Source organism: Escherichia sp. KTE114, from assembly GCF_000407765.1.
Classification (GTDB): Bacteria; Pseudomonadota; Gammaproteobacteria; order Enterobacterales; family Enterobacteriaceae; genus Escherichia; species Escherichia ruysiae.
The window spans coordinates 716,233-738,813 of sequence record NZ_KE136626.1 but is presented as its reverse complement, the minus strand read 5'-3'; the positions used below and the strand labels follow the sequence as shown (position 1 = coordinate 738,813).

Below are 22,581 nucleotides of genomic sequence, written 5' to 3'. Positions count from 1 at the left end.
AAGCGTGGAGTCATATCCTCTGGCGTCGAAAGACAACAGGGATCACCGCATAACAAATATGGAGCACAAACATGGCGTGGAATCAGCCCGGTAATAACGGACAAGACCGCGACCCGTGGGGAAGCAGCAAACCTGGCGGCAACTCTGAGGGAAATGGAAACAAAGGCGGTCGCGATCAAGGGCCACCTGATTTAGATGATATCTTCCGTAAACTGAGCAAAAAGCTCGGTGGTCTGGGCGGCGGTAAAGGCACTGGATCTGGCGGTGGTAGTTCATCGCAAGGCCCGCGCCCGCAGCTTGGCGGTCGTGTCGTTACCATCGCAGCGGCAGCGATTGTCATTATTTGGGCGGCCAGTGGTTTCTACACCATTAAAGAAGCCGAACGCGGCGTGGTAACACGCTTTGGTAAATTCAGCCATCTGGTTGAGCCTGGTCTGAACTGGAAACCGACATTTATCGACGAAGTTAAACCGGTGAACGTGGAAGCCGTGCGTGAACTGGCAGCTTCTGGTGTGATGCTGACGTCGGACGAGAACGTAGTGCGCGTTGAGATGAACGTGCAGTACCGCGTCACCAATCCGGAAAAATATCTGTATAGCGTGACCAGCCCGGATGACAGCCTGCGTCAGGCTACCGACAGCGCCCTGCGTGGAGTTATCGGTAAATACACCATGGACCGCATTCTGACGGAAGGTCGTACCGTGATTCGTAGCGATACTCAGCGCGAACTGGAAGAGACTATCCGCCCGTATGACATGGGTATCACGCTGCTGGACGTCAACTTCCAGGCTGCTCGTCCGCCGGAAGAAGTAAAAGCAGCGTTTGACGATGCGATTGCCGCACGTGAAAACGAACAGCAATACATTCGCGAAGCAGAAGCGTATACCAACGAAGTTCAGCCGCGTGCGAACGGTCAGGCGCAACGTATCCTCGAAGAGGCGCGTGCGTACAAGGCTCAGACTATCCTGGAAGCCCAGGGTGAGGTCGCGCGCTTTGCTAAGCTTCTGCCGGAATATAAAGCCGCGCCGGAAATTACTCGCGAGCGTCTGTATATCGAGACGATGGAAAAAGTGTTGGGCAATACCCGCAAAGTGCTGGTTAACGACAAAGGTGGCAACCTGATGGTTCTGCCGTTAGACCAGATGCTGAAAGGGGGTAACGCGCCTGCGGCGAAGAGCGACAACGGTGCCAGCAATCTGCTGCGTCTGCCGCCAGCCTCTTCCTCCACGACCAGTGGGGCAAGCAACACATCGTCCACCAGTCAGGGCGATATTATGGACCAACGCCGCGCCAACGCGCAGCGTAACGACTACCAGCGTCAGGGGGAATAACGATGCGTAAGTCAGTTATCGCGATTATCATCATCGTGCTGGTAGTGCTTTACATGTCTGTCTTTGTCGTCAAAGAAGGTGAGCGCGGTATTACGCTGCGTTTTGGTAAGGTACTGCGTGATGATGACAACAAACCTCTGGTTTATGAGCCGGGTCTGCATTTCAAGATACCGTTCATTGAAACGGTGAAAATGCTCGACGCGCGTATTCAGACCATGGACAACCAGGCCGACCGCTTTGTGACCAAAGAGAAGAAAGACCTGATCGTCGACTCTTACATCAAATGGCGCATCAGCGATTTCAGCCGTTACTACCTGGCAACGGGCGGTGGCGACATTTCGCAAGCGGAAGTGCTGTTGAAACGTAAGTTCTCTGACCGTCTGCGTTCTGAAATTGGTCGCCTGGATGTGAAAGACATCGTCACCGATTCCCGTGGTCGTCTGACCCTGGAAGTGCGTGACGCGCTGAACTCTGGTTCTGCGGGTACAGAAGATGAAGTTACTACCCCAGCAGCAGATAACGCCATTGCCGAAGCGGCAGAGCGCGTAACGGCTGAGACGAAGGGCAAAGTTCCGGTCATCAACCCGAACAGTATGGCGGCGCTGGGTATTGAAGTTGTCGATGTGCGTATTAAGCAGATCAACCTGCCGACCGAAGTGTCTGAAGCGATCTACAACCGTATGCGCGCCGAGCGTGAAGCGGTAGCGCGTCGTCACCGTTCACAAGGTCAGGAAGAAGCGGAGAAACTGCGCGCGACTGCCGACTATGAAGTGACCAGAACGCTGGCAGAAGCAGAGCGTCAGGGTCGTATCATGCGCGGTGAAGGCGACGCTGAAGCTGCCAAACTGTTTGCTGATGCATTCAGCAAAGATCCGGACTTCTACGCATTCATCCGTAGCCTGCGTGCTTATGAGAACAGCTTCTCTGGCAATCAGGACGTGATGGTCATGAGCCCGGACAGCGATTTCTTCCGCTACATGAAGACGCCGAGCTCCGCGACACGTTAAGATAACGACTGCGGTACAGGTCAATAAAGCCACCGCATCCTCAGGGATGTCGGTGGTTTTCTTTTTCTATAAGGATAATGAATGAATTCGACAATCTGGCTGGCGCTTGCCCTGGTTTTGGTGCTGGAAGGTTTAGGGCCGATGCTTTACCCGCAGGCATGGAAGAAGATGATCTCTGCGATGACCAATTTGCCCGATAATATTTTACGTCGTTTTGGTGGTGGACTTGTGGTTGCGGGCGTTGTGGTCTACTACATGTTGAGGAAAACGATTGGCTGAACAAAAAATAGACTGATTAAGGTCATTTTTGGATGCAAAAAGTGCTGTAACTCTGAAAAAGCGATGGTAGAATCCATTTTTAAGCAAACGGTGATTTTGAAAAATGGGTAACAACGTCGTCGTACTGGGCACCCAATGGGGTGACGAAGGTAAAGGTAAGATCGTCGATCTTCTGACTGAACGGGCTAAATATGTTGTACGCTACCAGGGCGGTCACAACGCAGGCCATACTCTCGTAATCAACGGTGAAAAAACCGTTCTCCATCTTATTCCATCAGGTATTCTCCGCGAGAATGTAACCAGCATCATCGGTAACGGTGTTGTGCTGTCTCCGGCCGCGCTGATGAAAGAGATGAAAGAACTGGAAGACCGTGGCATCCCCGTTCGTGAGCGTCTGCTGCTGTCTGAAGCATGTCCGCTGATCCTTGATTATCACGTTGCGCTGGATAACGCGCGTGAGAAAGCGCGTGGCGCGAAAGCGATCGGCACCACCGGTCGTGGTATCGGGCCTGCTTATGAAGATAAAGTGGCACGTCGCGGTCTGCGTGTTGGCGACCTTTTCGACAAAGAAACCTTCGCTGAAAAACTGAAAGAAGTGATGGAATATCACAACTTCCAGTTGGTTAACTACTACAAAGTTGAAGCGGTTGATTACCAGAAAGTTCTGGATGATACGATGGCTGTTGCCGACATCCTGACTTCTATGGTTGTTGACGTTTCTGACCTGCTCGACCAGGCGCGTCAGCGTGGCGATTTCGTCATGTTCGAAGGTGCGCAGGGTACGCTGCTGGATATCGACCACGGTACTTATCCGTACGTAACTTCTTCCAACACCACTGCTGGTGGCGTGGCGACCGGTTCCGGCCTGGGTCCGCGTTATGTTGATTACGTTCTGGGTATCCTCAAAGCTTACTCCACTCGTGTGGGTGCAGGTCCGTTCCCGACTGAACTGTTTGATGAAACTGGCGAGTTCCTCTGCAAGCAGGGTAACGAATTCGGCGCAACTACGGGTCGTCGTCGTCGTACCGGCTGGCTGGACACCGTTGCCGTTCGTCGTGCGGTACAGCTGAACTCCCTGTCTGGCTTCTGCCTGACCAAACTGGACGTACTGGATGGTCTGAAAGAGGTGAAACTCTGCGTGGCTTACCGTATGCCGGATGGTCGCGAAGTGACCACCACTCCGCTGGCAGCTGACGACTGGAAAGGTGTAGAGCCGATTTACGAAACCATGCCGGGCTGGTCTGAATCCACCTTCGGCGTGAAAGATCGTAGCGGCCTGCCGCAGGCGGCGCTGAACTACATCAAGCGTATCGAAGAGCTGACTGGTGTGCCGATCGATATCATCTCTACCGGTCCGGATCGTACTGAAACCATGATTCTGCGCGACCCGTTCGACGCGTAATTCTGGTGTGCCCGGCAGATATTTTGCCTGCTGGGCTAGCAGTGTGATACATTACTGCGTCGAGTAAGCCATTACGCTTTCCGACGCAGTGTTAAATCCTCGCTTTTTTCCTTCCCCAAACTGAAATAAATTAGCGACACAGCTTGTGGCTGGTTTATCATCAATGTAAATGTATTTTTTCCCGATTTCCCTTTTGAGGTTGATGTGCAGTTAACGAGTTTCACTGATTACGGATTACGTGCGCTGATCTACATGGCGTCATTGCCAGAAGGGCGGATGACCAGTATTTCTGAAGTGACTGACGTCTACGGCGTCTCCCGTAATCATATGGTCAAAATAATCAATCAACTTAGTCGTGCCGGCTACGTGACTGCTGTTCGTGGAAAAAATGGCGGCATTCGCCTGGGTAAACCAGCGAGTGCGATACGTATTGGTGATGTGGTGCGCGAGCTGGAACCCTTATCGCTGGTGAATTGCAGTAGCGAGTTTTGCCACATTACACCTGCCTGTCGGTTGAAACAGGCACTTTCTAAGGCCGTGCAAAGTTTTCTTACGGAACTGGATAACTACACGCTTGCCGATTTGGTTGAAGAGAATCAACCGCTTTATAAATTATTGCTGGTGGAGTGACGAAAATCTTCATCAGAGATGACAACGGAGGAACCGAGATGTCACAAGATCCTTTCCAGGAACGCGAAGCTGAAAAATACGCGAATCCCATCCCTAGTCGGGAATTTATCCTCGAACATTTAACCAAACGTGAAAAACCGGCCAGCCGTGATGAGCTGGCGGTTGAACTGCACATTGAAGGCGAAGAGCAGCTTGAAGGCCTGCGCCGCCGCCTACGCGCGATGGAGCGCGACGGTCAACTGGTCTTCACTCGCCGTCAGTGCTATGCGCTGCCGGAACGCCTCGACCTGGTGAAAGGTACCGTTATTGGCCACCGTGATGGCTACGGCTTTCTGCGGGTTGAAGGACGTAAAGATGATTTGTATCTCTCTAGCGAGCAGATGAAAACCTGCATTCATGGCGATCAGGTGCTGGCGCAGCCGCTGGGCGCTGACCGTAAAGGTCGCCGTGAAGCGCGTATTGTCCGCGTACTGGTGCCAAAAACCAGCCAGATTGTTGGTCGCTACTTTACCGAAGCGGGCGTCGGCTTTGTGGTTCCTGACGACAGCCGTCTGAGCTTCGATATCTTAATCCCGCCAGATCAGATCATGGGCGCGCGGATGGGCTTTGTGGTGGTGGTCGAACTGACCCAACGCCCGACTCGCCGTACCAAAGCGGTGGGTAAAATCGTCGAAGTGCTTGGCGATAATATGGGCACCGGCATGGCGGTTGATATCGCTCTGCGTACCCATGAAATTCCGTATATCTGGCCACAGGCCGTTGAGCAACAGGTTGCCGGACTGAAAGAAGAAGTGCCGGAAGAAGCAAAAGCGGGTCGTGTCGATCTGCGCGATTTACCGCTGGTCACCATTGATGGCGAAGACGCCCGTGACTTTGACGATGCGGTTTACTGCGAGAAAAAACGCGGCGGCGGCTGGCGTTTATGGGTCGCAATTGCCGACGTCAGTTACTATGTGCGTCCGCCAACGCCGCTGGACAGAGAAGCGCGTAACCGTGGTACGTCGGTCTACTTTCCGTCGCAGGTTATCCCGATGCTGCCGGAAGTGCTCTCTAACGGCCTGTGTTCGCTCAACCCACAAGTAGACCGCCTGTGTATGGTGTGCGAGATGACCATTTCGTCGAAAGGTCGCCTGACTGGCTACAAATTCTACGAAGCGGTGATGAGCTCTCACGCGCGTCTGACCTACACCAAAGTCTGGCATATTCTGCAGGGCGATCAGGATCTGCGCGAGCAGTACGCCCCGCTGGTTAAGCATCTCGAAGAGTTGCATAACCTCTATAAAGTGCTGGATAAAGCCCGTGAAGAACGCGGCGGGATCTCATTTGAGAGCGAAGAAGCGAAGTTCATTTTCAACGCCGAACGTCGTATTGAACGTATCGAACAGACTCAGCGTAACGACGCGCACAAATTAATTGAAGAGTGTATGATTCTGGCGAATATCTCAGCGGCACGTTTCGTTGAGAAAGCCAAAGAACCGGCACTGTTCCGTATTCACGACAAGCCGAGCACCGAAGCGATTACCTCTTTCCGTTCAGTGCTGGCGGAGCTGGGGCTGGAATTGCCGGGTGGTAACAAGCCGGAACCACGTGACTACGCGGAGCTGCTGGAGTCGGTTGCCGATCGTCCTGATGCAGAAATGCTGCAAACCATGCTGCTGCGTTCAATGAAACAGGCGATTTATGACCCGGAAAACCGTGGTCACTTCGGTCTGGCATTGCAGTCCTATGCGCACTTTACTTCGCCGATTCGTCGTTATCCTGACCTGACGCTGCACCGCGCCATTAAATATCTGCTGGCGAAAGAGCAGGGGCATCAGGGCAACACCACTGAAACCGGCGGCTACCATTATTCGATGGAAGAGATGCTGCAACTGGGTCAGCACTGTTCGATGGCGGAACGCCGTGCCGACGAAGCAACGCGCGATGTGGCTGACTGGCTGAAGTGTGACTTCATGCTCGACCAGGTAGGTAACGTCTTTAAAGGCGTGATTTCCAGCGTCACTGGCTTTGGCTTCTTCGTCCGTCTGGACGACTTGTTCATCGATGGTCTGGTTCACGTCTCTTCGCTGGACAACGACTACTATCGCTTTGATCAAGTCGGACAACGCCTGATGGGGGAATCCAGCGGTCAGACTTATCGTCTGGGCGATCGCGTGGAAGTTCGCGTCGAAGCGGTTAATATGGACGAGCGCAAAATCGACTTTAGCCTGATCTCCAGCGAACGAGCACCGCGCAACGTCGGTAAAACGGCGCGCGAGAAAGCGAAAAAAGGCGATGCAGGCAAAAAAGGCGGCAAGCGTCGTCAGGTCGGTAAAAAGGTAAACTTTGAGCCAGACAGCGCCTTCCGTGGTGAGAAAAAAACGAAGCCGAAAGCGGCAAAGAAAGACGCGAAAAAAGCGAAAAAGCCATCGGCGAAAACGCAGAAAATAGCCGCTGCAACCAAAGCGAAGCGTGCGGCGAAGAAAAAAGTGGCAGAGTGATCATTACCCTCTTCAAACAGAAGAGGGTTAGTATTATGACCAACGCCAAAATTCACTCGGACAGTCCCCTCGCCCCTTTGGGGAGAGGGTTAGGGTGAGGGGAACAGGCCAGCACTGGCGCGTATAATTGCCCTCACCCGGGCTCACTCGCCTTCCAGGGGGAGAAAACCGTGCCCACGTTAACGAGTGAACTTGTTTGTCAGCAATCTCGCTCTCTTAAAAAAGAAGAGGGTGAATTATCCGTAGGCCAGATAAGCGTAGCGCATCAGGCAAAACGTAAACAACGAGTACATTAATGAGCGAAATGATTTACGGCATCCACGCAGTGCAGGCCCTGCTGGAGCGCGCCCCTGAACGTTTTCAGGAAGTCTTTATTTTAAAAGGCCGTGAAGATAAACGTCTGTTGCCGCTGATTCACGCCCTTGAGTCCCAGGGCGTGGTTATCCAGCTGGCAAACCGCCAATATCTCGACGAGAAAAGCGACGGTGCCGTGCATCAGGGCATTATCGCTCGCGTGAAGCCTGGACGTCAGTATCAGGAAAACGATCTGCCGGATCTGATCGCTTCGCTCGATCAACCGTTCTTGCTGATCCTCGACGGCGTAACCGATCCGCATAACCTTGGTGCGTGCCTGCGTAGCGCGGACGCCGCTGGCGTTCATGCAGTGATTGTGCCGAAAGATCGCTCCGCCCAGCTCAACGCCACGGCGAAAAAAGTGGCCTGTGGTGCGGCAGAAAGCGTTCCGCTGATTCGGGTGACTAACCTGGCGCGCACCATGCGTATGTTGCAGGAAGAGAACATCTGGATCGTCGGTACGGCAGGTGAAGCGGATCATATGCTTTATCAGAGCAAAATGACCGGTCGTCTGGCGCTGGTGATGGGCGCGGAAGGTGAAGGTATGCGTCGCCTGACCCGTGAACATTGCGATGAACTGATTAGTATTCCGATGGCAGGTAGCGTTTCTTCCCTGAACGTTTCGGTTGCGACCGGAATTTGCTTATTTGAAGCAGTTCGCCAGCGTAGCTAATTCCTCTGAATTATGAAAAACCATCCATATTTGGATGGTTTTTTTTTATCTATAGCTGGTAAGATAATTACGCTCTATAAATATTCATTTTATTAATAATTAAATTTAATCTATATGGAATAATATATGACATGGAATCCGTTGGCGCTGGCGGCGGCGCTGCAAGCTGTACCTGAACAAAATATTGATATAACAAATAGCGAAAACGCATTAATTATTAAAATGAATGATTATGGCGATTTGCAGATCAATATTCTTTTTACTTCTCGCCAGATGATTATCGAAACCTTCATTTGTCCGGTTTGTTATATCAGCAATCCAGATGAATTTAATACCTTTTTATTAAGAAATCAGAAGATTATGCCGCTGTCATCGGTAGGGATCTCCAGTGTGCAACAGGAAGAGTATTACATCGTTTTCGGGGCGTTATCGCTAAAATCTTCCCTTGACGACATTCTGCTGGAGATAACCACACTGGTGGATAACGCCTTGGATCTGGCTGAAATTACTGAAGAATATTCACACTAATTACAAGGATTCGTATTTATGGGGATTTTAAAAAGTTTATTTACGCTGGGTAAATCATTTATCGCACAGGCGGAAGAGTCCATTGAAGAAACCCAGGGTGTGCGGATGCTGGAACAACATATTCGCGACGCTAAAGCTGAACTGGATAAAGCCGGAAAATCTCGCGTCGATCTGCTGGCGCGAGTGAAATTAAGCAACGACAAACTGAAAGATTTACGCGAACGTAAAGCGGGTCTGGAAGCCCGTGCGCTGGAAGCGTTGAGTAAGAACGTTAATCCGTCGTTGATTAACGAAGTTGCTGAAGAAATCGCGCGTCTTGAGAATCTCATTACCGCTGAAGAACAAGTATTGTCGAATCTGGAAGTCTCCCGCGATGGCGTAGAAAAAGCGGTTGCGGCGACGGCACAGCGTATTGCCCAATTTGAACAACAAATGGAAGTCGTTAAGGCCACTGAAGCTATGCAACGTGCGCAGCAGGCTGTGACGACATCTACAGTCGGCGCGTCTTCCAGCGTTTCGACAGCGGCAGAGTCATTAAAACGCCTGCAAACGCGTCAGGCTGAACGTCAGGCTCGACTGGATGCCGCCGCACAGCTGGAGAAAGTCGCAGACGGTCGCGATCTTGACGAAAAGCTGGCGGAGGCCGGAATTGGCGGCACCAATAAAAGCAGTGCCCAGGATGTGCTGGCGAGACTGCAACGCCAACAGGGTGAGTAATTTTTTTGCCAGCCTCACTGCAAGGCTGGCAACTATTTTAAGGATAAAATATGTCTGGTTTTTTCCAGCGCCTGTTTGGCAAGGATGATAAGCCTGCTATTAATCGTGGTCCGCTGGGACTCCATCTCAATAGTGGTTTCACGCTCGATACGTTAGCGTTTCGTTTGCTGGAAGAGGCATTGCTGATCGAGTTACCGGGTGAAGAATATACCGTGGCCGCCGTCAGCTGCATCGATCTGGGCGGCGGTAGCCAGATTTTCCGCTATTACACTTCTGGCGATGAATTTTTGCAAATTAACACCACCGGCGGCGAAGATATTGATGACATTGATGATATCAAGCTATTTGTCTATGAAGAGAGCTACGGTATCAGCAAAGAAAGCCACTGGCGCGAGGCGATCAACGCCAAAGCGATGGGGGCGATAACCTTAAACTGGCAGGAAAAACGCTGGCAGCGATTTTTTAACAGTGAAGAACCGGGAAATATTGAACCCGTTTACATGCTGGAAAAAGTAGAAAATCAAAAACATGCCAAATGGGAAGTGCATAATTTTACCATGGGCTACCAACGGCAGGTGACCGAAGATACTTACGAATATTTGCTGTTAAATGGTGAGGAATCATTTAACGACCTCGGCGAGCCGGAGTGGCTATTTTCTCGCGCGCTGGGTGTCGATATCCCACTGACATCACTTCATATTATTGGTTAATTACAAGGACGTTTACAATGCATATACTGGATTCACTCCTTGCTTTTAGCGCCTATTTTTTTATCGGCGTAGCTATGGTGATTATCTTTCTTTTTATCTATTCCAAAATTACTCCGCATAATGAATGGCAGTTGATCAAGAATAATAACACTGCGGCGTCGCTGGCGTTCAGTGGCACGTTGTTGGGTTACGTTATTCCATTATCCAGTGCGGCAATCAATGCGGTGAGTATTCCAGATTATTTTGCCTGGGGCGGAATCGCACTGGTGATTCAGTTACTCGTTTTTGCTGGCGTTAGACTTTATATGCCGGCATTAAGCGATAAAATTATTAATCACAACACTGCGGCAGGAATGTTTATGGGAACCGCCGCGCTGGCTGGCGGTATTTTTAACGCAGCTTGTATGACATGGTAATGGACGATCATGGCCAGAAAACGCAAATCAAGAAATAACAGTAAAATTGGTCACGGAGCGATCAGTCGCATTGGTAGACCGAATAATCCTTTTGAACCGCGTCGCAATCGTTACGCACAAAAATACTTAACGTTGGCGCTAATGGGCGGTGCCGCTTTTTTCGTATTGAAAGGATGTGCCGATAGTAGCGACGTCGATAACGACGGCGACGGAACGTTTTATTCGACAGTGCAGGATTGTATTGATGATGGTAATAATTCAGACATCTGTGCGCGTGGCTGGAACAATGCCAAAGCGGCATTTTATGCCGATGTTCCGAAGAATATGACTCAGCAGAATTGTCAGTCTAAGTACGAAAATTGCTACTACGACAATGTTGAACAGAGCTGGATTCCAGTCATTTCAGGATTTTTGTTAAGCCGGGTTATTCGTAAAGATCGCGATGAGCCGTTCGTCTATAACAGCGGAGGATCCTCATTTGCTTCGCGCCCCGTCTGGCGCAGCACTTCCGGTGATTACTCCTGGCGGTCCGGTTCTGGCAAAAAAGAGTCTTACTCCTCGGGCGGCTTTACCACCAGAAAAGCCTCAACGGTTTCTCGCGGCGGCTATGGTCGTTCTTCCAGCGCCCGTGGGCATTGGGGAGGGTAATTATGCTGAGACATAACGTCCCTGTACGGCAGGATCTTGACCAGATCGCCGCCGACAACGGTTTCGACTTTCATATCATTGATAATGAGATCTATTGGGATGAGAGTCGGGCCTATCGCTTTACTCTGCGCCAGATAGAAGAGCAGATCGAAAAACCAACCGCAGAGTTACATCAGATGTGTCTTGAGGTGGTGGATCGTGCCGTTAAAGATGAACAGATCCTGACGCAACTGGCGATCCCGCCGTTGTACTGGGATGTGATCGCTGAAAGCTGGCGTGCGCGCGATCCTTCGCTGTATGGCCGTATGGATTTTGCTTGGTGTGGTAATGCGCCGGTGAAGCTGCTGGAGTACAACGCCGATACGCCGACTTCGTTGTATGAGTCGGCATATTTCCAGTGGCTATGGCTGGAGGATGCGCGGCGCAGCGGCGTTATTCCACGTGACGCCGATCAGTACAATGCCATTCAGGAACGCCTGATCTCGCGCTTTAGCGAGCTTTATAGCCGGGAGCCGTTTTATTTTTGCTGCTGTCAGGATACCGACGAAGACCGGACTACCGTGCTCTACTTGCAGGACTGTGCTCAGCAGGCAGGGCAGGAGTCACGGTTTATCTACATTGAAGATCTCGGTCTGGGCGTCGGCGGCGTGTTGACCGATCTTGATGATAACGTCATCCAGCGTGCATTTAAGCTGTATCCGCTGGAGTGGATGATGCGTGACGATAACGGTCCTTTGCTGCGCAAGCGCCGTGAGCAATGGGTGGAGCCGCTATGGAAAAGCATATTGAGCAATAAAGGGTTAATGCCGCTGCTGTGGCGTTTCTTCCCTGGGCATCCTAACCTTCTGGCATCCTGGTTTGAGGGCGAAAAACCGCAGATTGCCGCTGGCGAAAGCTACGTACGTAAACCGATCTACTCGCGCGAAGGTGGTAACGTCACCATTTTCAACGGTCAGAATAATGTCGTTGACCATGCTGATGGTGATTACGCCGATGAACCGATGATCTACCAGGCGTTTCAACCGCTGCCGCGATTTGGCGATAGCTACACACTGATTGGTAGCTGGGTTGTCGATGATGAAGCGTGCGGAATGGGGATCCGTGAAGATAACACGCTGATCACTAAAGACACCTCGCGTTTTGTTCCGCATTACATTGCTGGTTAAGAATGTTTTAGCAATCTCTTTCTGTCAGGAATCCGTGGCAGTGACCATACTAATGGTGACTGCCATTGATGGAGGGAGACACAGTGCACTGGCAAACTCACACCGTTTTCAATCAACCGATACCATTAAATAACAGCAACTTATACCTGTCTGATGGCGCGCTCTGCGAAGCGGTAACGCGTGAAGGTGCTGGCTGGGATAGCGATTTTCTTGCCAGTATTGGTCAGCAACTAGGAACGGCTGAATCCCTTGAACTGGGGCGGCTGGCAAATGTGAATCCGCCTGAATTGTTGCGCTACGATGCGCAGGGACGCCGTCTGGACGATGTGCGTTTTCACCCTGCCTGGCACCTGCTGATGCAGGCGTTATGTACCAATCGGGTGCACAATCTGGCCTGGGAAGAAGACGCTCGCTCTGGCGCATTTGTGGCGCGGGCAGCGCGTTTTATGTTACACGCGCAGGTTGAGGCCGGATCGTTATGCCCGATAACCATGACCTTTGCCGCCATGCCATTGTTGTTACAGATGCTACCTGCGCCGTTTAAGGACTGGAGCACGCCGTTGTTGAGCGATCGCTACGATTCCCACCTATTACCCGGCGGGCAAAAACGCGGCCTGTTGATTGGCATGGGAATGACGGAAAAGCAGGGCGGCTCTGATGTTATGAGCAATACCACTCGGGCAGAACGTCTGGAAGATGGTTCTTATCGGCTGGTGGGGCATAAATGGTTTTTCTCGGTGCCGCAAAGCGATGCGCATCTGGTGCTGGCGCAGACCACGGGGGGGTTGTCCTGCTTTTTTGTGCCGCGCTTTCTGCCTGATGGGCAACGGAATGCGATTCGCCTGGAGCGGCTGAAAGACAAGCTGGGTAATCGCTCCAACGCCAGTTGCGAAGTGGAGTTTCAGGATGCCATCGGTTGGTTATTGGGTCAGGAAGGAGAAGGTATTCGCCTGATCCTGAAAATGGGCGGGATGACGCGTTTTGATTGCGCCCTGGGTAGCCATGCCATGATGCGCCGTGCATTCTCGCTGGCGATTTATCATGCACATCAACGTCATGTTTTTGGTAATCCATTGATCCAACAGCCCCTTATGCGTCATGTCTTAAGTCGTATGGCACTTCTGCTTGAAGGGCAAACGGCGTTGCTGTTTCGTCTTGCGCGAGCGTGGGATCGGCGTGCCGATGCTAAAGAAGCCCTGTGGGCGCGCCTATTCACTCCAACGGCGAAGTTTGTGATTTGCAAAAGTGGTATGCCGTTTGTGGCCGAAGCGATGGAGGTGCTGGGCGGCATTGGTTATTGCGAGGAGAGCGAGCTGCCGCGTCTTTACCGGGAGATGCCGGTAAATAGCATCTGGGAAGGCTCTGGCAACATCATGTGTCTGGATGTTCTGCGTGTGCTCAATAAGCAGGCTGGTGTATACGATTTACTGGCGGAAGCGTTTATGGAAGTGAAAGGGCAGGATCGCTATTTTGATCGCGCGGTTCGTCGATTACAGCAGCAACTGCGCAAACCGACTGAAGAGCTTGGGCGAGAGATCACTCATCAGCTATTCCTGCTGGGTTGCGGCGCACAAATGTTGAAATATGCTTCACCGCCAATGGCGCAGGCGTGGTGTCAGGTGATGTTAGATACGCGCGGCAGCGTACGGTTGTCAGAGCAGATCCAGAATGATTTATTACTGCGGGCGACGGGAGGTGTGTGTTTGTAAGCGTTCATGCGTGATGCGATGCTGTTTTCGCTTCACTAAATGAAGTGTATGAGATTTGTAGGCCGGGTGAGGCGCAGGCGCCGCATCCGGCATTGTTCATTCGATGTTGATGACATTCATGCATACAGTATCGCCTGTACACGCCAGTTATCGGGCTGCTGGTCTTCGTACATGGTAATAATGCGATACCATGACGCCCCCTGTTCATCGGCCTTTAACGCCACGATACGTTCCACGTCCTGCGGATCCCCTGAAATATTGCTAACCGAGATCTGACCTATTTCATTCAGGCCCGTCACGCAGTCAGCACTGGCGAATTCTGCAGACTGTGCCGTGGCGCTCGCAGGATAAGTCACTAATTGTAGCGAGGGTGAGGCAAGTAATTGTTTCATCGTCAGCTCCATTTTTCGTTTCCCCACATGTTGCAGGGCATTCCATCGCGGTAATAAACGCCCGAGCTTCCAGTCGGTAATTTATTGTGCACAGGTAAACGCATAGGGACGCAAAGCAATGTAAAGCTTACTATGTAAGTTGTCTGATTTATTTACGGTATAAAATGGCTTGTGAATACCACTGTCCTGTCACGATGGTTTCATCCACCATGACGACAACGTAATAATCAGCTTTTGCAGCGACAGCTTTCGCCCTGATTTCTGCTAATGCGTCATCCGGAGAACCCCGAACCATCGTGCTTACGCTACCTATTCGCTGCAACCCCTGGGTTTGGTCGCGGCGAATTTCTTGCGGATGGTCTGTTACTGGTGGTGCTGGCTGTGGCGTACCTTGCAGTGCGCTACAGGCGCTTAACATCAACATCAATAATAAACTGGCAAACCGGGAAATAACGCTATTATGTTTCCTGCTAACCATAGTGTAGTGCCTTATTAATTTAACTTTGGGGGAATGTTCCCGAATTGTTACCTGGTACGCGATTTTCGAATGAAAACGTGGCGAAAGCGTAATCCACATCTCAACATTATGAACTAATACTGCCAGCAGAAACTTGTGCTAAGGGTTTGTTCATGTCATACCAGACCCAAAGGAGAAACAGATGATTGAATTAGAATCGCGCGTGCTGGCAGATATTCCCGTTCTTCACGCTTATCCCACAGGGCAAAAAGAAACCCCGTTACCATGCGTGATTTTTTATCACGGCTTTACTTCATCCAGCCTGGTATATAGCTATTTTGCCGTCGCGCTGGCGCAGACTGGTTTGCGGGTGATTATGCCGGATGCGCCCGATCACGGTAGCCGTTTTAGTGGCGACGCACCGCGACGGTTAAATCAATTCTGGCAAATCTTGCTACAAAGTATGCAGGAGTTCACTACCTTACGTGCGGCAATAGCCGAAGAAAAATGGCTGCTTGATGAACGTCTGGCGGTTGGTGGCGCATCGATGGGCGCGATGACGGCGCTGGGGATTACCGCTCGCCACCCAACGGTGAAATGTACTGCCAGCATGATGGGCTCGGGCTATTTCACATCGCTTGCCCGTTCACTGTTTCCACCGCTAATACCTGAAACGGCAGCACAACAGAATGAATTTAATAATGTTATTGCGCCACTGGTGGAGTGGGAAGCGACAAACCACCTGGAACAACTCGGGGACAGGCCGCTCCTGCTGTGGCATGGCCTTGACGATGATGTAGTGCCTGCCGACGAATCACTACGTTTGCAGCAGGCATTAAGAGAAACGGGACGGGATAAACAGTTAACCTGTTCATGGCAGCCAGGCGTGCGCCACCGTATTACACCCGAGGCGTTAGATGCCGCTGTGACATTTTTCCGCCAACATCTTTAAACACGCAGAATGCTGACCCCTTGCGCTTCCAGTTGTTGCAGGATTTCTGGGTTAGCATTTTTGCCGGTGATCAGCATATCGATTTGATCGGCACGGCTAAAGAGCATCCCCGCGCGTTCGCCAATCTTGCTGCTATCAACCAGTACCACCAGTTTCCCTACTACACTCAGCATTTTCTGTTCTGCCATCGCCGTCAGCATATCAGTTTTATACAACCCTTCCGCTGTTAGTCCTTTGCCACTGGTAAACATCCAGTGCCCGGCATAGAGACTGTTTTCGCTGCCCTGTGGGCTTAAGGTGATGGACTGACTTTTGTTGTATTGCCCGCCCATGATTATCACGCTGTCATGTTCCTGATCGATCAGGTAATTCGCCAGCGGCAGATAATTAGTGATAATTTGCACTGGCTTGCCACACATTTCCCGCCCAAGCAGGAATGCGGTGGAACCGCAGTTGATGACCACGCTTTCGCCCGGATTGACCAGCTGCGAGGCCGCTTTAGCGATACGTACTTTTTCATCGTGATTTTGCGCCTGATGCAGATTCATCGGCGTCCAGCGCGGGCGCTGCTGGGTAATGGCTTCTGCGCCATTGCGCACTTTTTTCAGTTTGCCGCTTTCGTCGAGTTTATTGATATCACGCCGCGCGGTAGCAGGCGAAATTCCCAGACGCTCAACGACTTTCTCAACAGTCACAAAGCCCAGTTGTGCGAGCATTTCCAGGAGAATTTGATGTCTTTGTGCTTCAGTCATGAGCTATTCCGATAAAATTTGATTTTTTTAGATGATATTTGAAATAGCCAGGAAATACTACGCCGGATAGCGCGAACATCTCTACGCTATCCGGTATAAACGACACGATTACAGGAACGATTTGAACGGCAGATCCGGTTCAATAGTGAAGCAATCGTCAAAACCACGCGGATAGTGGTACTCGAAGTTGTCTTTATCCAGCGGCCAGGTGAACTTGCCACCAACCTGCCAGATAAACGGCTTGAAGCCATACTTCAGGCGGTCTTTTTTCATTTCCCACAGCACGCGGATCTCTTGCGGATCGGCCTGGAAGTTTGACCAGATATCGTGGTGGAACGGGATAACCACTTTCGCATTCAGGGCTTCACCCATACGCAGCATATCGGCGCTGGTCATTTTGTCGGTAATACCGCGCGGGTTCTCACCGTACGATCCTAACGCCACGTCGATCTGATGCTCGTTACCGTGCTTCGCATAGTAGTTAGAGTAGTGGGAGTCGCCGCTGTGATAAAGGGAACCGCCAGGCGTTTTGAACAGGTAGTTCACCGCGCGATCGTCCATGCCATCTGGCAGTACGCCCGCCGCTTTTTGATCCGCAGGCAGGGTAATCAGTGCAGTACGATCAAACGCGTCAAGCGCATGAATTTCAATGTCTTTCACTTTTACTACATCGCCTGGTTTGACCACGATGCAACGTTCTTTCGGCACGCCCCAGCCAATCCATAAATCCACGCAGGTTTTCGGCCCGATAAACGGTACGTCATCAGCGCAGTTTTGTATCACGGCGGCTGCCACGTTCACGTCGATATGATCGTTGTGATCGTGCGTCGCCAGCACGGCGTCGATTTGGCGAATAGCAAACGGATCTAGAACAAACGGCGTGGTACGCAGGTTTGGTTGCAGTTTTTTCACGCCCGCCATGCGCTGCATCTGGTGACCCTGTTTCATCAGCGGGTTGCCGTGGCTTTGTTTGCCAGTACCGCACCAGAAATCGACGCAAACGTTGGTGCCACCTTCTGATTTCAACCAGATCCCGGTACAGCCGAGCCACCACATCGCGAATGTGCCTGGTGCGACCTGCTCCTGTTCAATTTCTTCATTCAGCCAGCTACCCCACTCCGGGAAAGTACTCAGGATCCAGGATTCACGGGTGATACTTTTCACTTTACTCATCGCCATTTACCTTCATGATGGTTCAATTCGAATCAATAATTGATTGGTTTTGATTAATCCTGACACTATTTTTTCAGGAAGGCAATGACCATTTTTTGACTTTTGGCCTGGGAAGTTGTTGTGAATTTTGGCTGTGGAAAGATTTAATGGAATGTGTAATAAAGTTAACTTAATGAATTTAAATGATTAATTGTTTCTTTATGTGAATCGCATACTTTCGTTGTGGAATTATTTGCGTGTCGCGTCACATTTAATCATAAATAATCTTGTTGTGATTACTTTTGAAAATTAGAGTGAGTACACAACATTCCGGGTGTGTGGAATACCCGGTTACCTCTTCTTCAGGAGATCGTTATGGAGATCCTCTACAACATCTTTACCGTGTTTTTTAACCAGGTCATGACCAATGCCCCATTGTTGCTGGGTATTGTGACTTGTCTGGGCTACATCCTGCTGCGCAAAAGTGTCAGCGTGATTATCAAAGGTACGATTAAAACCATTATTGGTTTCATGTTGTTGCAGGCAGGATCCGGCATCCTTACCAGCACCTTCAAACCGGTAGTGGCGAAAATGTCGGAAGTTTATGGCATTAACGGTGCGATTTCAGATACCTATGCCTCAATGATGGCGACCATCGAACGTATGGGTGATGCCTATAGCTGGGTGGGTTATGCGGTGCTGTTGGCTCTGGCGTTGAACATCTGTTACGTGCTGCTGCGTCGAATTACTGGCATTCGTACCATCATGCTGACTGGTCACATTATGTTCCAGCAGGCAGGGCTGATTGCGGTAACGCTGTTTATCTTCGGCTACTCCATGTGGACGACCATTATCTGCACTGCGATTCTGGTTTCGCTCTATTGGGGCATCACCTCCAACATGATGTACAAGCCAACTCAGGAAGTGACAGACGGCTGCGGTTTCTCCATCGGTCACCAGCAGCAGTTTGCATCATGGATTGCCTACAAAGTCGCGCCGTTCCTGGGCAAGAAAGAGGAGAGTGTTGAAGACCTCAAACTGCCAGGTTGGCTGAATATTTTCCACGACAACATCGTCTCCACGGCGATTGTGATGACCATCTTCTTTGGCGCCATTCTGCTTTCCTTCGGTATCGACACCGTACAGGCGATGGCAGGCAAAGTGCACTGGACGGTCTATATCCTGCAAACCGGTTTCTCCTTTGCGGTAGCGATTTTCATCATCACTCAGGGCGTGCGCATGTTTGTGGCGGAACTCTCTGAAGCGTTTAACGGTATCTCCCAGCGCCTGATCCCGGGTGCGGTTCTGGCGATTGACTGTGCGGCTATCTATAGCTTCGCGCCGAACGCCGTGGTCTGGGGCTTTATGTGGGGCACCATCGGTCAGCTGATTGCGGTTGGCATCCTGGTTGCCTGCGGCTCTTCGATTCTGATTATTCCTGGCTTTATCCCAATGTTCTTCTCCAACGCCACCATCGGCGTGTTCGCTAACCACTTTGGCGGCTGGCGCGCGGCGCTGAAGATTTGTCTGGTGATGGGGATGATCGAAATCTTTGGCTGTGTCTGGGCGGTGAAACTCACCGGTATGAGCGCCTGGATGGGCATGGCGGACTGGTCGATTCTGGCACCACCGATGATGCAGGGCTTCTTCTCCATCGGTATCGCCTTTATGGCCGTCATTATCGTCATTGCACTGGCTTATATGTTCTTCGCTGGCCGCGCACTGCGCGCAGAAGAAGATGCAGAAAAACAACTGGCAGAACAGTCTGCTTAATAAGGAGTTTTGATTATGACCGTACGTATTCTGGCTGTGTGTGGCAACGGACAAGGTAGTTCCATGATCATGAAGATGAAAGTGGATCAGTTTTTAACCCAGTCGAACATCGACCACTCGGTAAATAGCTGCGCGGTTGGCGAATACAAAAGCGAGTTGAGCGGCGCGGATATCATCATCGCTTCTACGCATATTGCGGGCGAAATCACCGTTACCGGCAACAAATATGTCGTTGGTGTGCGCAACATGCTCTCTCCTGCCGACTTTGGCCCGAAACTGCTGGAAGTGATCAAAGAACATTTCCCGCAGGACGTGAAGTAAGGACGCGCCATGAAATTACGTGATTCGCTGGCGGAAAATAAATCTATCCGTCTACAGGCTGAAGCTGAAACCTGGCAGGACGCGGTAAAAATTGGCGTCGACCTGCTGGTGGCGGCAGACGTTGTCGAGCCGCGTTACTACCAGGCGATTCTGGATGCGGTTGAACAGCACGGCCCGTACTTCGTGCTCGCACCAGGCCTGGCAATGCCGCACGGACGCCCGGAAGAGGGCGTTAAGAAAACCGGTTTTGCGCTAGTGACGCTGAAAAAGCCGCTGGAGTTCAACCACGAAGATAACGATCCGGTGGATATCCTCATCACCATGGCGGCGGTCGATGCCAACACTCACCAGGAAGTGGGCATCATGCAGATCGTCAACCTGTTTGAAGATGAAGAGAATTTCGACCGTTTACGCGCCTGCCGTACCGAGCAGGAAGTACTGGATCTCATTGACCGCACCAACGCGGCAGCTTAAGAAGGAATTAAAGATGTCATTACCGATGTTGCAAGTCGCGCTGGACAACCAGACTATGGATAGCGCCTACGAAACCACTCGCCTGATTGCCGAAGAAGTCGACATTATCGAAGTGGGCACCATTCTGTGCGTGGGCGAAGGCGTGCGTGCGGTTCGCGATCTTAAAGCACTCTACCCGCATAAAATTGTGCTGGCAGACGCCAAAATTGCCGATGCGGGCAAAATCCTTTCGCGTATGTGCTTCGAAGCCAACGCTGACTGGGTGACCGTGATTTGCTGCGCGGATATCAACACCGCCAAAGGCGCGCTGGACGTGGCGAAAGAGTTTAACGGTGATGTGCAGATTGAACTGACCGGTTACTGGACCTGGGAACAGGCGCAGCAGTGGCGTGACGCAGGCATTGGGCAGGTGGTTTATCATCGCAGCCGTGACGCGCAGGCCGCCGGCGTGGCCTGGGGCGAAGCGGACATTACCGCGATCAAACGCCTTTCCGATATGGGCTTCAAAGTGACCGTCACCGGTGGCCTGGCGCTGGAAGATCTGCCGCTGTTCAAAGGCATTCCGATTCATGTGTTTATCGCAGGTCGCAGCATCCGTGATGCCGCTTCTCCGGTTGAAGCCGCACGTCAGTTCAAACGTTCCATCGCCGAACTGTGGGGCTAAGGAGCGGATATGTTGTCTAAACAAATCCCGCTTGGCATCTATGAAAAAGCACTCCCCGCCGGGGAGTGCTGGCTGGAACGGCTGCAACTGGCAAAAACGTTAGGCTTCGATTTTGTCGAGATGTCGGTGGATGAAACTGACGATCGCCTGTCGCGCCTCGACTGGAGCCGCGAGCAGCGTCTGGCGCTGGTGAATGCAATTGTGGAAACCGGCGTGCGCGTGCCGTCTATGTGCCTTTCTGCTCATCGTCGTTTTCCGCTGGGCAGTGAAGATGACGCAGTGCGGGCGCAGGGGCTGGAGATTATGCGTAAGGCCATCCAGTTCGCGCAGGACGTCGGCATTCGCGTGATCCAACTGGCGGGCTATGACGTTTACTACCAGGAAGCCAATAATGAAACGCGTCGTCGTTTCCGTGACGGCCTGAAAGAGAGCGTCGAGATGGCGAGCCGCGCGCAGGTGACGCTGGCGATGGAGATTATGGATTACCCCCTGATGAACTCCATCAGCAAGGCTTTGGGCTACGCGCACTATCTCAACAATCCGTGGTTCCAGCTCTACCCGGATATCGGCAACCTGTCGGCGTGGGACAACGATGTGCAGATGGAGTTGCAGGCCGGAATCGGGCATATCGTCGCAGTGCATGTGAAAGACACCAAACCGGGCGTCTTCAAAAACGTGCCGTTTGGCGAAGGCGTGGTGGATTTCGAACGTTGCTTTGAAACGCTCAAACAGAGTGGTTATTGCGGGCCTTACCTGATTGAGATGTGGAGTGAAACGGCGGAAGACCCGGCGGCGGAAGTGGCGAAAGCGCGTGATTGGGTGAAAGCGCGCATGGCCAAAGCAGGTATGGTGGAGGCGGCATAATGCAAAAGCTGAAACAGCAGGTGTTTGAAGCCAATATGGATCTGCCGCGTTACGGGCTGGTGACCTTTACCTGGGGCAACGTTAGCGCCATTGATCGCGAGCACGGGCTGGTGGTGATCAAGCCCAGCGGTATCGCCTACGAAACCATGAAAGCGGACGATATGGTGGTGGTCGATATGAGTGGCAAGGTGGTGGACGGTCAGTATCGCCCCTCATCAGACACCGCGACGCATCTCGAACTCTACCGCCGTTACCCGTCGCTTGGCGGCATTGTCCATACCCACTCCACTCATGCCACCGCATGGGCGCAGGCGGGGCTGGCAATTCCGGCGTTAGGCACCACGCACGCTGACTACTTCTTTGGCGACATCCCGTGTACGCGTGGATTAAGCGAAGAAGAGGTGCAGGGCGAGTATGAACTGAACACCGGCAAAGTGATTATCGAAACGCTGGGCGATGCCGAGCCGCTGCATACACCGGGAATTGTGGTGTATCAGCACGGACCATTTGCCTGGGGGAAAGATGCTCACGATGCGGTGCATAACGCGGTCGTGATGGAAGAAGTGGCGAAGATGGCGTGGATTGCGCGCGGCATTAACCCGCAGCTTAATCCCATCGACAGCTACCTGATGAATAAACACTTCATGCGTAAGCATGGTCCTAACGCTTATTACGGGCAGAAGTAAGCAGTGCGCCCCGGAATTATTGCCTCCTGCGGGATGTAATTGGT

At 51.8% G+C, this 22,581-nt stretch carries 25 protein-coding genes; 21 read left to right on the top strand and 4 right to left on the bottom strand.

What is annotated here, in order from left to right:
• The first annotated feature begins 71 nt into the window (after positions 1–71).
• The 14 genes from hflK (at position 72) to WC5_RS17055 (ending at position 14,050) form a co-directional block, all read left to right on the top strand.
• Entirely contained in the window at positions 72–1,331 is a 1,260-nt protein-coding gene (hflK, locus tag WC5_RS16990) for an FtsH protease activity modulator HflK (protein ID WP_000312488.1), read from the top strand.
• A 2-nt stretch (positions 1,332–1,333) separates the two neighbouring features.
• A complete protein-coding gene (gene hflC, locus WC5_RS16995) occupies positions 1,334–2,338 on the top strand; it encodes a protease modulator HflC (RefSeq protein WP_001232411.1) in 1,005 nt (334 codons plus the stop codon).
• An 81-nt stretch (positions 2,339–2,419) separates the two neighbouring features.
• The gene (locus WC5_RS17000) at positions 2,420–2,617 is read left to right on the top strand and encodes a DUF2065 domain-containing protein (protein WP_001089300.1); all 198 of its coding nucleotides are present in this window, start codon (positions 2,420–2,422) and stop codon (positions 2,615–2,617) included.
• A 103-nt stretch (positions 2,618–2,720) separates the two neighbouring features.
• A complete protein-coding gene (gene purA, locus WC5_RS17005) occupies positions 2,721–4,019 on the top strand; it encodes an adenylosuccinate synthase (protein WP_000527963.1) in 1,299 nt (432 codons plus the stop codon).
• A gap of 204 nt (positions 4,020–4,223) precedes the next feature.
• Complete coding sequence (nsrR, locus tag WC5_RS17010) at positions 4,224–4,649, top strand: nitric oxide-sensing transcriptional repressor NsrR (protein WP_001177639.1); 426 nt, start codon at positions 4,224–4,226, stop codon at positions 4,647–4,649.
• A gap of 38 nt (positions 4,650–4,687) precedes the next feature.
• Positions 4,688–7,129, top strand: coding sequence for a ribonuclease R (rnr, locus tag WC5_RS17015; RefSeq protein ID WP_000076290.1), 2,442 nt, complete (start codon positions 4,688–4,690; stop codon positions 7,127–7,129).
• Between the two features lie 295 nt (positions 7,130–7,424).
• Positions 7,425–8,156 (top strand): 23S rRNA (guanosine(2251)-2'-O)-methyltransferase RlmB, encoded by a 732-nt coding sequence (gene rlmB / locus WC5_RS17020; RefSeq protein WP_016231484.1) that lies wholly within the window; start codon positions 7,425–7,427, stop codon positions 8,154–8,156.
• Between the two features lie 126 nt (positions 8,157–8,282).
• Positions 8,283–8,684 (top strand): YjfI family protein, encoded by a 402-nt coding sequence (locus tag WC5_RS17025; protein ID WP_000220110.1) that lies wholly within the window; start codon positions 8,283–8,285, stop codon positions 8,682–8,684.
• 18 nt (positions 8,685–8,702) lie between these two features.
• The gene (locus WC5_RS17030; RefSeq protein ID WP_000511940.1) at positions 8,703–9,401 is read left to right on the top strand and encodes a PspA/IM30 family protein; all 699 of its coding nucleotides are present in this window, start codon (positions 8,703–8,705) and stop codon (positions 9,399–9,401) included.
• Between the two features lie 50 nt (positions 9,402–9,451).
• The gene (locus tag WC5_RS17035) at positions 9,452–10,111 is read left to right on the top strand and encodes a YjfK family protein (RefSeq protein WP_000012523.1); all 660 of its coding nucleotides are present in this window, start codon (positions 9,452–9,454) and stop codon (positions 10,109–10,111) included.
• Between the two features lie 17 nt (positions 10,112–10,128).
• On the top strand, positions 10,129–10,527 hold the full coding sequence (locus WC5_RS17040) for a DUF350 domain-containing protein (RefSeq protein ID WP_000547757.1): 399 nt from the start codon (positions 10,129–10,131) through the stop codon (positions 10,525–10,527).
• A 9-nt stretch (positions 10,528–10,536) separates the two neighbouring features.
• The gene (locus tag WC5_RS17045; RefSeq protein ID WP_000101663.1) at positions 10,537–11,175 is read left to right on the top strand and encodes a DUF1190 domain-containing protein; all 639 of its coding nucleotides are present in this window, start codon (positions 10,537–10,539) and stop codon (positions 11,173–11,175) included.
• A gap of 2 nt (positions 11,176–11,177) precedes the next feature.
• Complete coding sequence (locus WC5_RS17050; protein WP_000943937.1) at positions 11,178–12,341, top strand: glutathionylspermidine synthase family protein; 1,164 nt, start codon at positions 11,178–11,180, stop codon at positions 12,339–12,341.
• An 83-nt stretch (positions 12,342–12,424) separates the two neighbouring features.
• Positions 12,425–14,050, top strand: coding sequence for an isovaleryl-CoA dehydrogenase (locus tag WC5_RS17055; protein WP_010351289.1), 1,626 nt, complete (start codon positions 12,425–12,427; stop codon positions 14,048–14,050).
• Between the two features lie 116 nt (positions 14,051–14,166).
• Here the strand turns inward: WC5_RS17055 and yjfN are convergent, their stop codons facing one another.
• Both yjfN and bsmA read right to left on the bottom strand, forming a co-directional pair.
• Positions 14,167–14,442, bottom strand: a complete 276-nt coding sequence (gene yjfN / locus WC5_RS17060) for a DUF1471 family protease activator YjfN (protein WP_000811566.1) — start codon at positions 14,440–14,442, stop codon at positions 14,167–14,169.
• Positions 14,443–14,590: 148 nt separating this feature from the next.
• Complete coding sequence (bsmA, locus tag WC5_RS17065; protein ID WP_000254624.1) at positions 14,591–14,920, bottom strand: biofilm peroxide resistance protein BsmA; 330 nt, start codon at positions 14,918–14,920, stop codon at positions 14,591–14,593.
• Between the two features lie 181 nt (positions 14,921–15,101).
• On the opposite strand from bsmA, the gene yjfP reads away from it, so the two are divergent.
• Positions 15,102–15,851, top strand: a complete 750-nt coding sequence (gene yjfP, locus WC5_RS17070; RefSeq protein ID WP_000571046.1) for an esterase — start codon at positions 15,102–15,104, stop codon at positions 15,849–15,851.
• On the opposite strand, the gene ulaR is transcribed toward yjfP, so the two are convergent.
• Together ulaR and ulaG are read right to left on the bottom strand one after the other, a co-directional pair.
• Complete coding sequence (ulaR, locus tag WC5_RS17075; protein ID WP_000133631.1) at positions 15,848–16,603, bottom strand: HTH-type transcriptional regulator UlaR; 756 nt, start codon at positions 16,601–16,603, stop codon at positions 15,848–15,850. The genes yjfP and ulaR overlap by 4 nt on opposite strands.
• Before the next feature lie 108 nt (positions 16,604–16,711).
• Positions 16,712–17,776, bottom strand: coding sequence for an L-ascorbate 6-phosphate lactonase (ulaG, locus tag WC5_RS17080; RefSeq protein WP_010351293.1), 1,065 nt, complete (start codon positions 17,774–17,776; stop codon positions 16,712–16,714).
• A 354-nt stretch (positions 17,777–18,130) separates the two neighbouring features.
• On the opposite strand from ulaG, the gene ulaA reads away from it, so the two are divergent.
• From ulaA to ulaF, 6 genes are read left to right on the top strand one after another with little or no spacing between them, the layout of a single operon-like run.
• On the top strand, positions 18,131–19,528 hold the full coding sequence (ulaA, locus tag WC5_RS17085) for a PTS ascorbate transporter subunit IIC (RefSeq protein WP_001355100.1): 1,398 nt from the start codon (positions 18,131–18,133) through the stop codon (positions 19,526–19,528).
• Between the two features lie 15 nt (positions 19,529–19,543).
• Positions 19,544–19,849, top strand: a complete 306-nt coding sequence (gene ulaB, locus WC5_RS17090) for a PTS ascorbate transporter subunit IIB (RefSeq protein WP_000218350.1) — start codon at positions 19,544–19,546, stop codon at positions 19,847–19,849.
• A gap of 9 nt (positions 19,850–19,858) precedes the next feature.
• Positions 19,859–20,323 carry a PTS ascorbate transporter subunit IIA gene (ulaC, locus tag WC5_RS17095; RefSeq protein WP_000776505.1) on the top strand — a complete coding sequence of 155 codons (465 nt, stop codon included), beginning with the start codon at positions 19,859–19,861 and terminating at the stop codon, positions 20,321–20,323.
• Positions 20,324–20,336: 13 nt separating this feature from the next.
• Positions 20,337–20,987: a 3-keto-L-gulonate-6-phosphate decarboxylase UlaD gene (ulaD, locus tag WC5_RS17100; protein WP_000056749.1), complete on the top strand. Its 651-nt coding sequence runs from the start codon at positions 20,337–20,339 to the stop codon at positions 20,985–20,987.
• A gap of 9 nt (positions 20,988–20,996) precedes the next feature.
• Positions 20,997–21,851 (top strand): L-ribulose-5-phosphate 3-epimerase UlaE, encoded by an 855-nt coding sequence (gene ulaE / locus WC5_RS17105; RefSeq protein WP_000949498.1) that lies wholly within the window; start codon positions 20,997–20,999, stop codon positions 21,849–21,851.
• Positions 21,851–22,537: an L-ribulose-5-phosphate 4-epimerase UlaF gene (ulaF, locus tag WC5_RS17110; protein WP_001170783.1), complete on the top strand. Its 687-nt coding sequence runs from the start codon at positions 21,851–21,853 to the stop codon at positions 22,535–22,537. Before ulaE ends, ulaF begins: the two co-directional genes overlap by 1 nt.
• The last annotated feature ends 44 nt before the right edge of the window (positions 22,538–22,581 follow it).

Coding starts and splice junctions, on each gene's coding strand:
- hflK (WP_000312488.1), top strand. CDS start 72: ATGGCGTGGAATCAGCCCGGTAATAACGGACAAGACCGCGACCCGTGG.
- hflC (WP_001232411.1), top strand. CDS start 1,334: ATGCGTAAGTCAGTTATCGCGATTATCATCATCGTGCTGGTAGTGCTT.
- WC5_RS17000 (WP_001089300.1), top strand. CDS start 2,420: ATGAATTCGACAATCTGGCTGGCGCTTGCCCTGGTTTTGGTGCTGGAA.
- purA (WP_000527963.1), top strand. CDS start 2,721: ATGGGTAACAACGTCGTCGTACTGGGCACCCAATGGGGTGACGAAGGT.
- rnr (WP_000076290.1), top strand. CDS start 4,688: ATGTCACAAGATCCTTTCCAGGAACGCGAAGCTGAAAAATACGCGAAT.
- rlmB (WP_016231484.1), top strand. CDS start 7,425: ATGAGCGAAATGATTTACGGCATCCACGCAGTGCAGGCCCTGCTGGAG.
- WC5_RS17025 (WP_000220110.1), top strand. CDS start 8,283: ATGACATGGAATCCGTTGGCGCTGGCGGCGGCGCTGCAAGCTGTACCT.
- WC5_RS17030 (WP_000511940.1), top strand. CDS start 8,703: ATGGGGATTTTAAAAAGTTTATTTACGCTGGGTAAATCATTTATCGCA.
- WC5_RS17035 (WP_000012523.1), top strand. CDS start 9,452: ATGTCTGGTTTTTTCCAGCGCCTGTTTGGCAAGGATGATAAGCCTGCT.
- WC5_RS17040 (WP_000547757.1), top strand. CDS start 10,129: ATGCATATACTGGATTCACTCCTTGCTTTTAGCGCCTATTTTTTTATC.
- WC5_RS17045 (WP_000101663.1), top strand. CDS start 10,537: ATGGCCAGAAAACGCAAATCAAGAAATAACAGTAAAATTGGTCACGGA.
- WC5_RS17050 (WP_000943937.1), top strand. CDS start 11,178: ATGCTGAGACATAACGTCCCTGTACGGCAGGATCTTGACCAGATCGCC.
- yjfN (WP_000811566.1), bottom strand. CDS start 14,442: ATGAAACAATTACTTGCCTCACCCTCGCTACAATTAGTGACTTATCCT.
- bsmA (WP_000254624.1), bottom strand. CDS start 14,920: ATGGTTAGCAGGAAACATAATAGCGTTATTTCCCGGTTTGCCAGTTTA.
- yjfP (WP_000571046.1), top strand. CDS start 15,102: ATGATTGAATTAGAATCGCGCGTGCTGGCAGATATTCCCGTTCTTCAC.
- ulaR (WP_000133631.1), bottom strand. CDS start 16,603: ATGACTGAAGCACAAAGACATCAAATTCTCCTGGAAATGCTCGCACAA.
- ulaG (WP_010351293.1), bottom strand. CDS start 17,776: ATGAGTAAAGTGAAAAGTATCACCCGTGAATCCTGGATCCTGAGTACT.
- ulaA (WP_001355100.1), top strand. CDS start 18,131: ATGGAGATCCTCTACAACATCTTTACCGTGTTTTTTAACCAGGTCATG.
- ulaB (WP_000218350.1), top strand. CDS start 19,544: ATGACCGTACGTATTCTGGCTGTGTGTGGCAACGGACAAGGTAGTTCC.
- ulaC (WP_000776505.1), top strand. CDS start 19,859: ATGAAATTACGTGATTCGCTGGCGGAAAATAAATCTATCCGTCTACAG.
- ulaD (WP_000056749.1), top strand. CDS start 20,337: ATGTCATTACCGATGTTGCAAGTCGCGCTGGACAACCAGACTATGGAT.
- ulaE (WP_000949498.1), top strand. CDS start 20,997: ATGTTGTCTAAACAAATCCCGCTTGGCATCTATGAAAAAGCACTCCCC.
- ulaF (WP_001170783.1), top strand. CDS start 21,851: ATGCAAAAGCTGAAACAGCAGGTGTTTGAAGCCAATATGGATCTGCCG.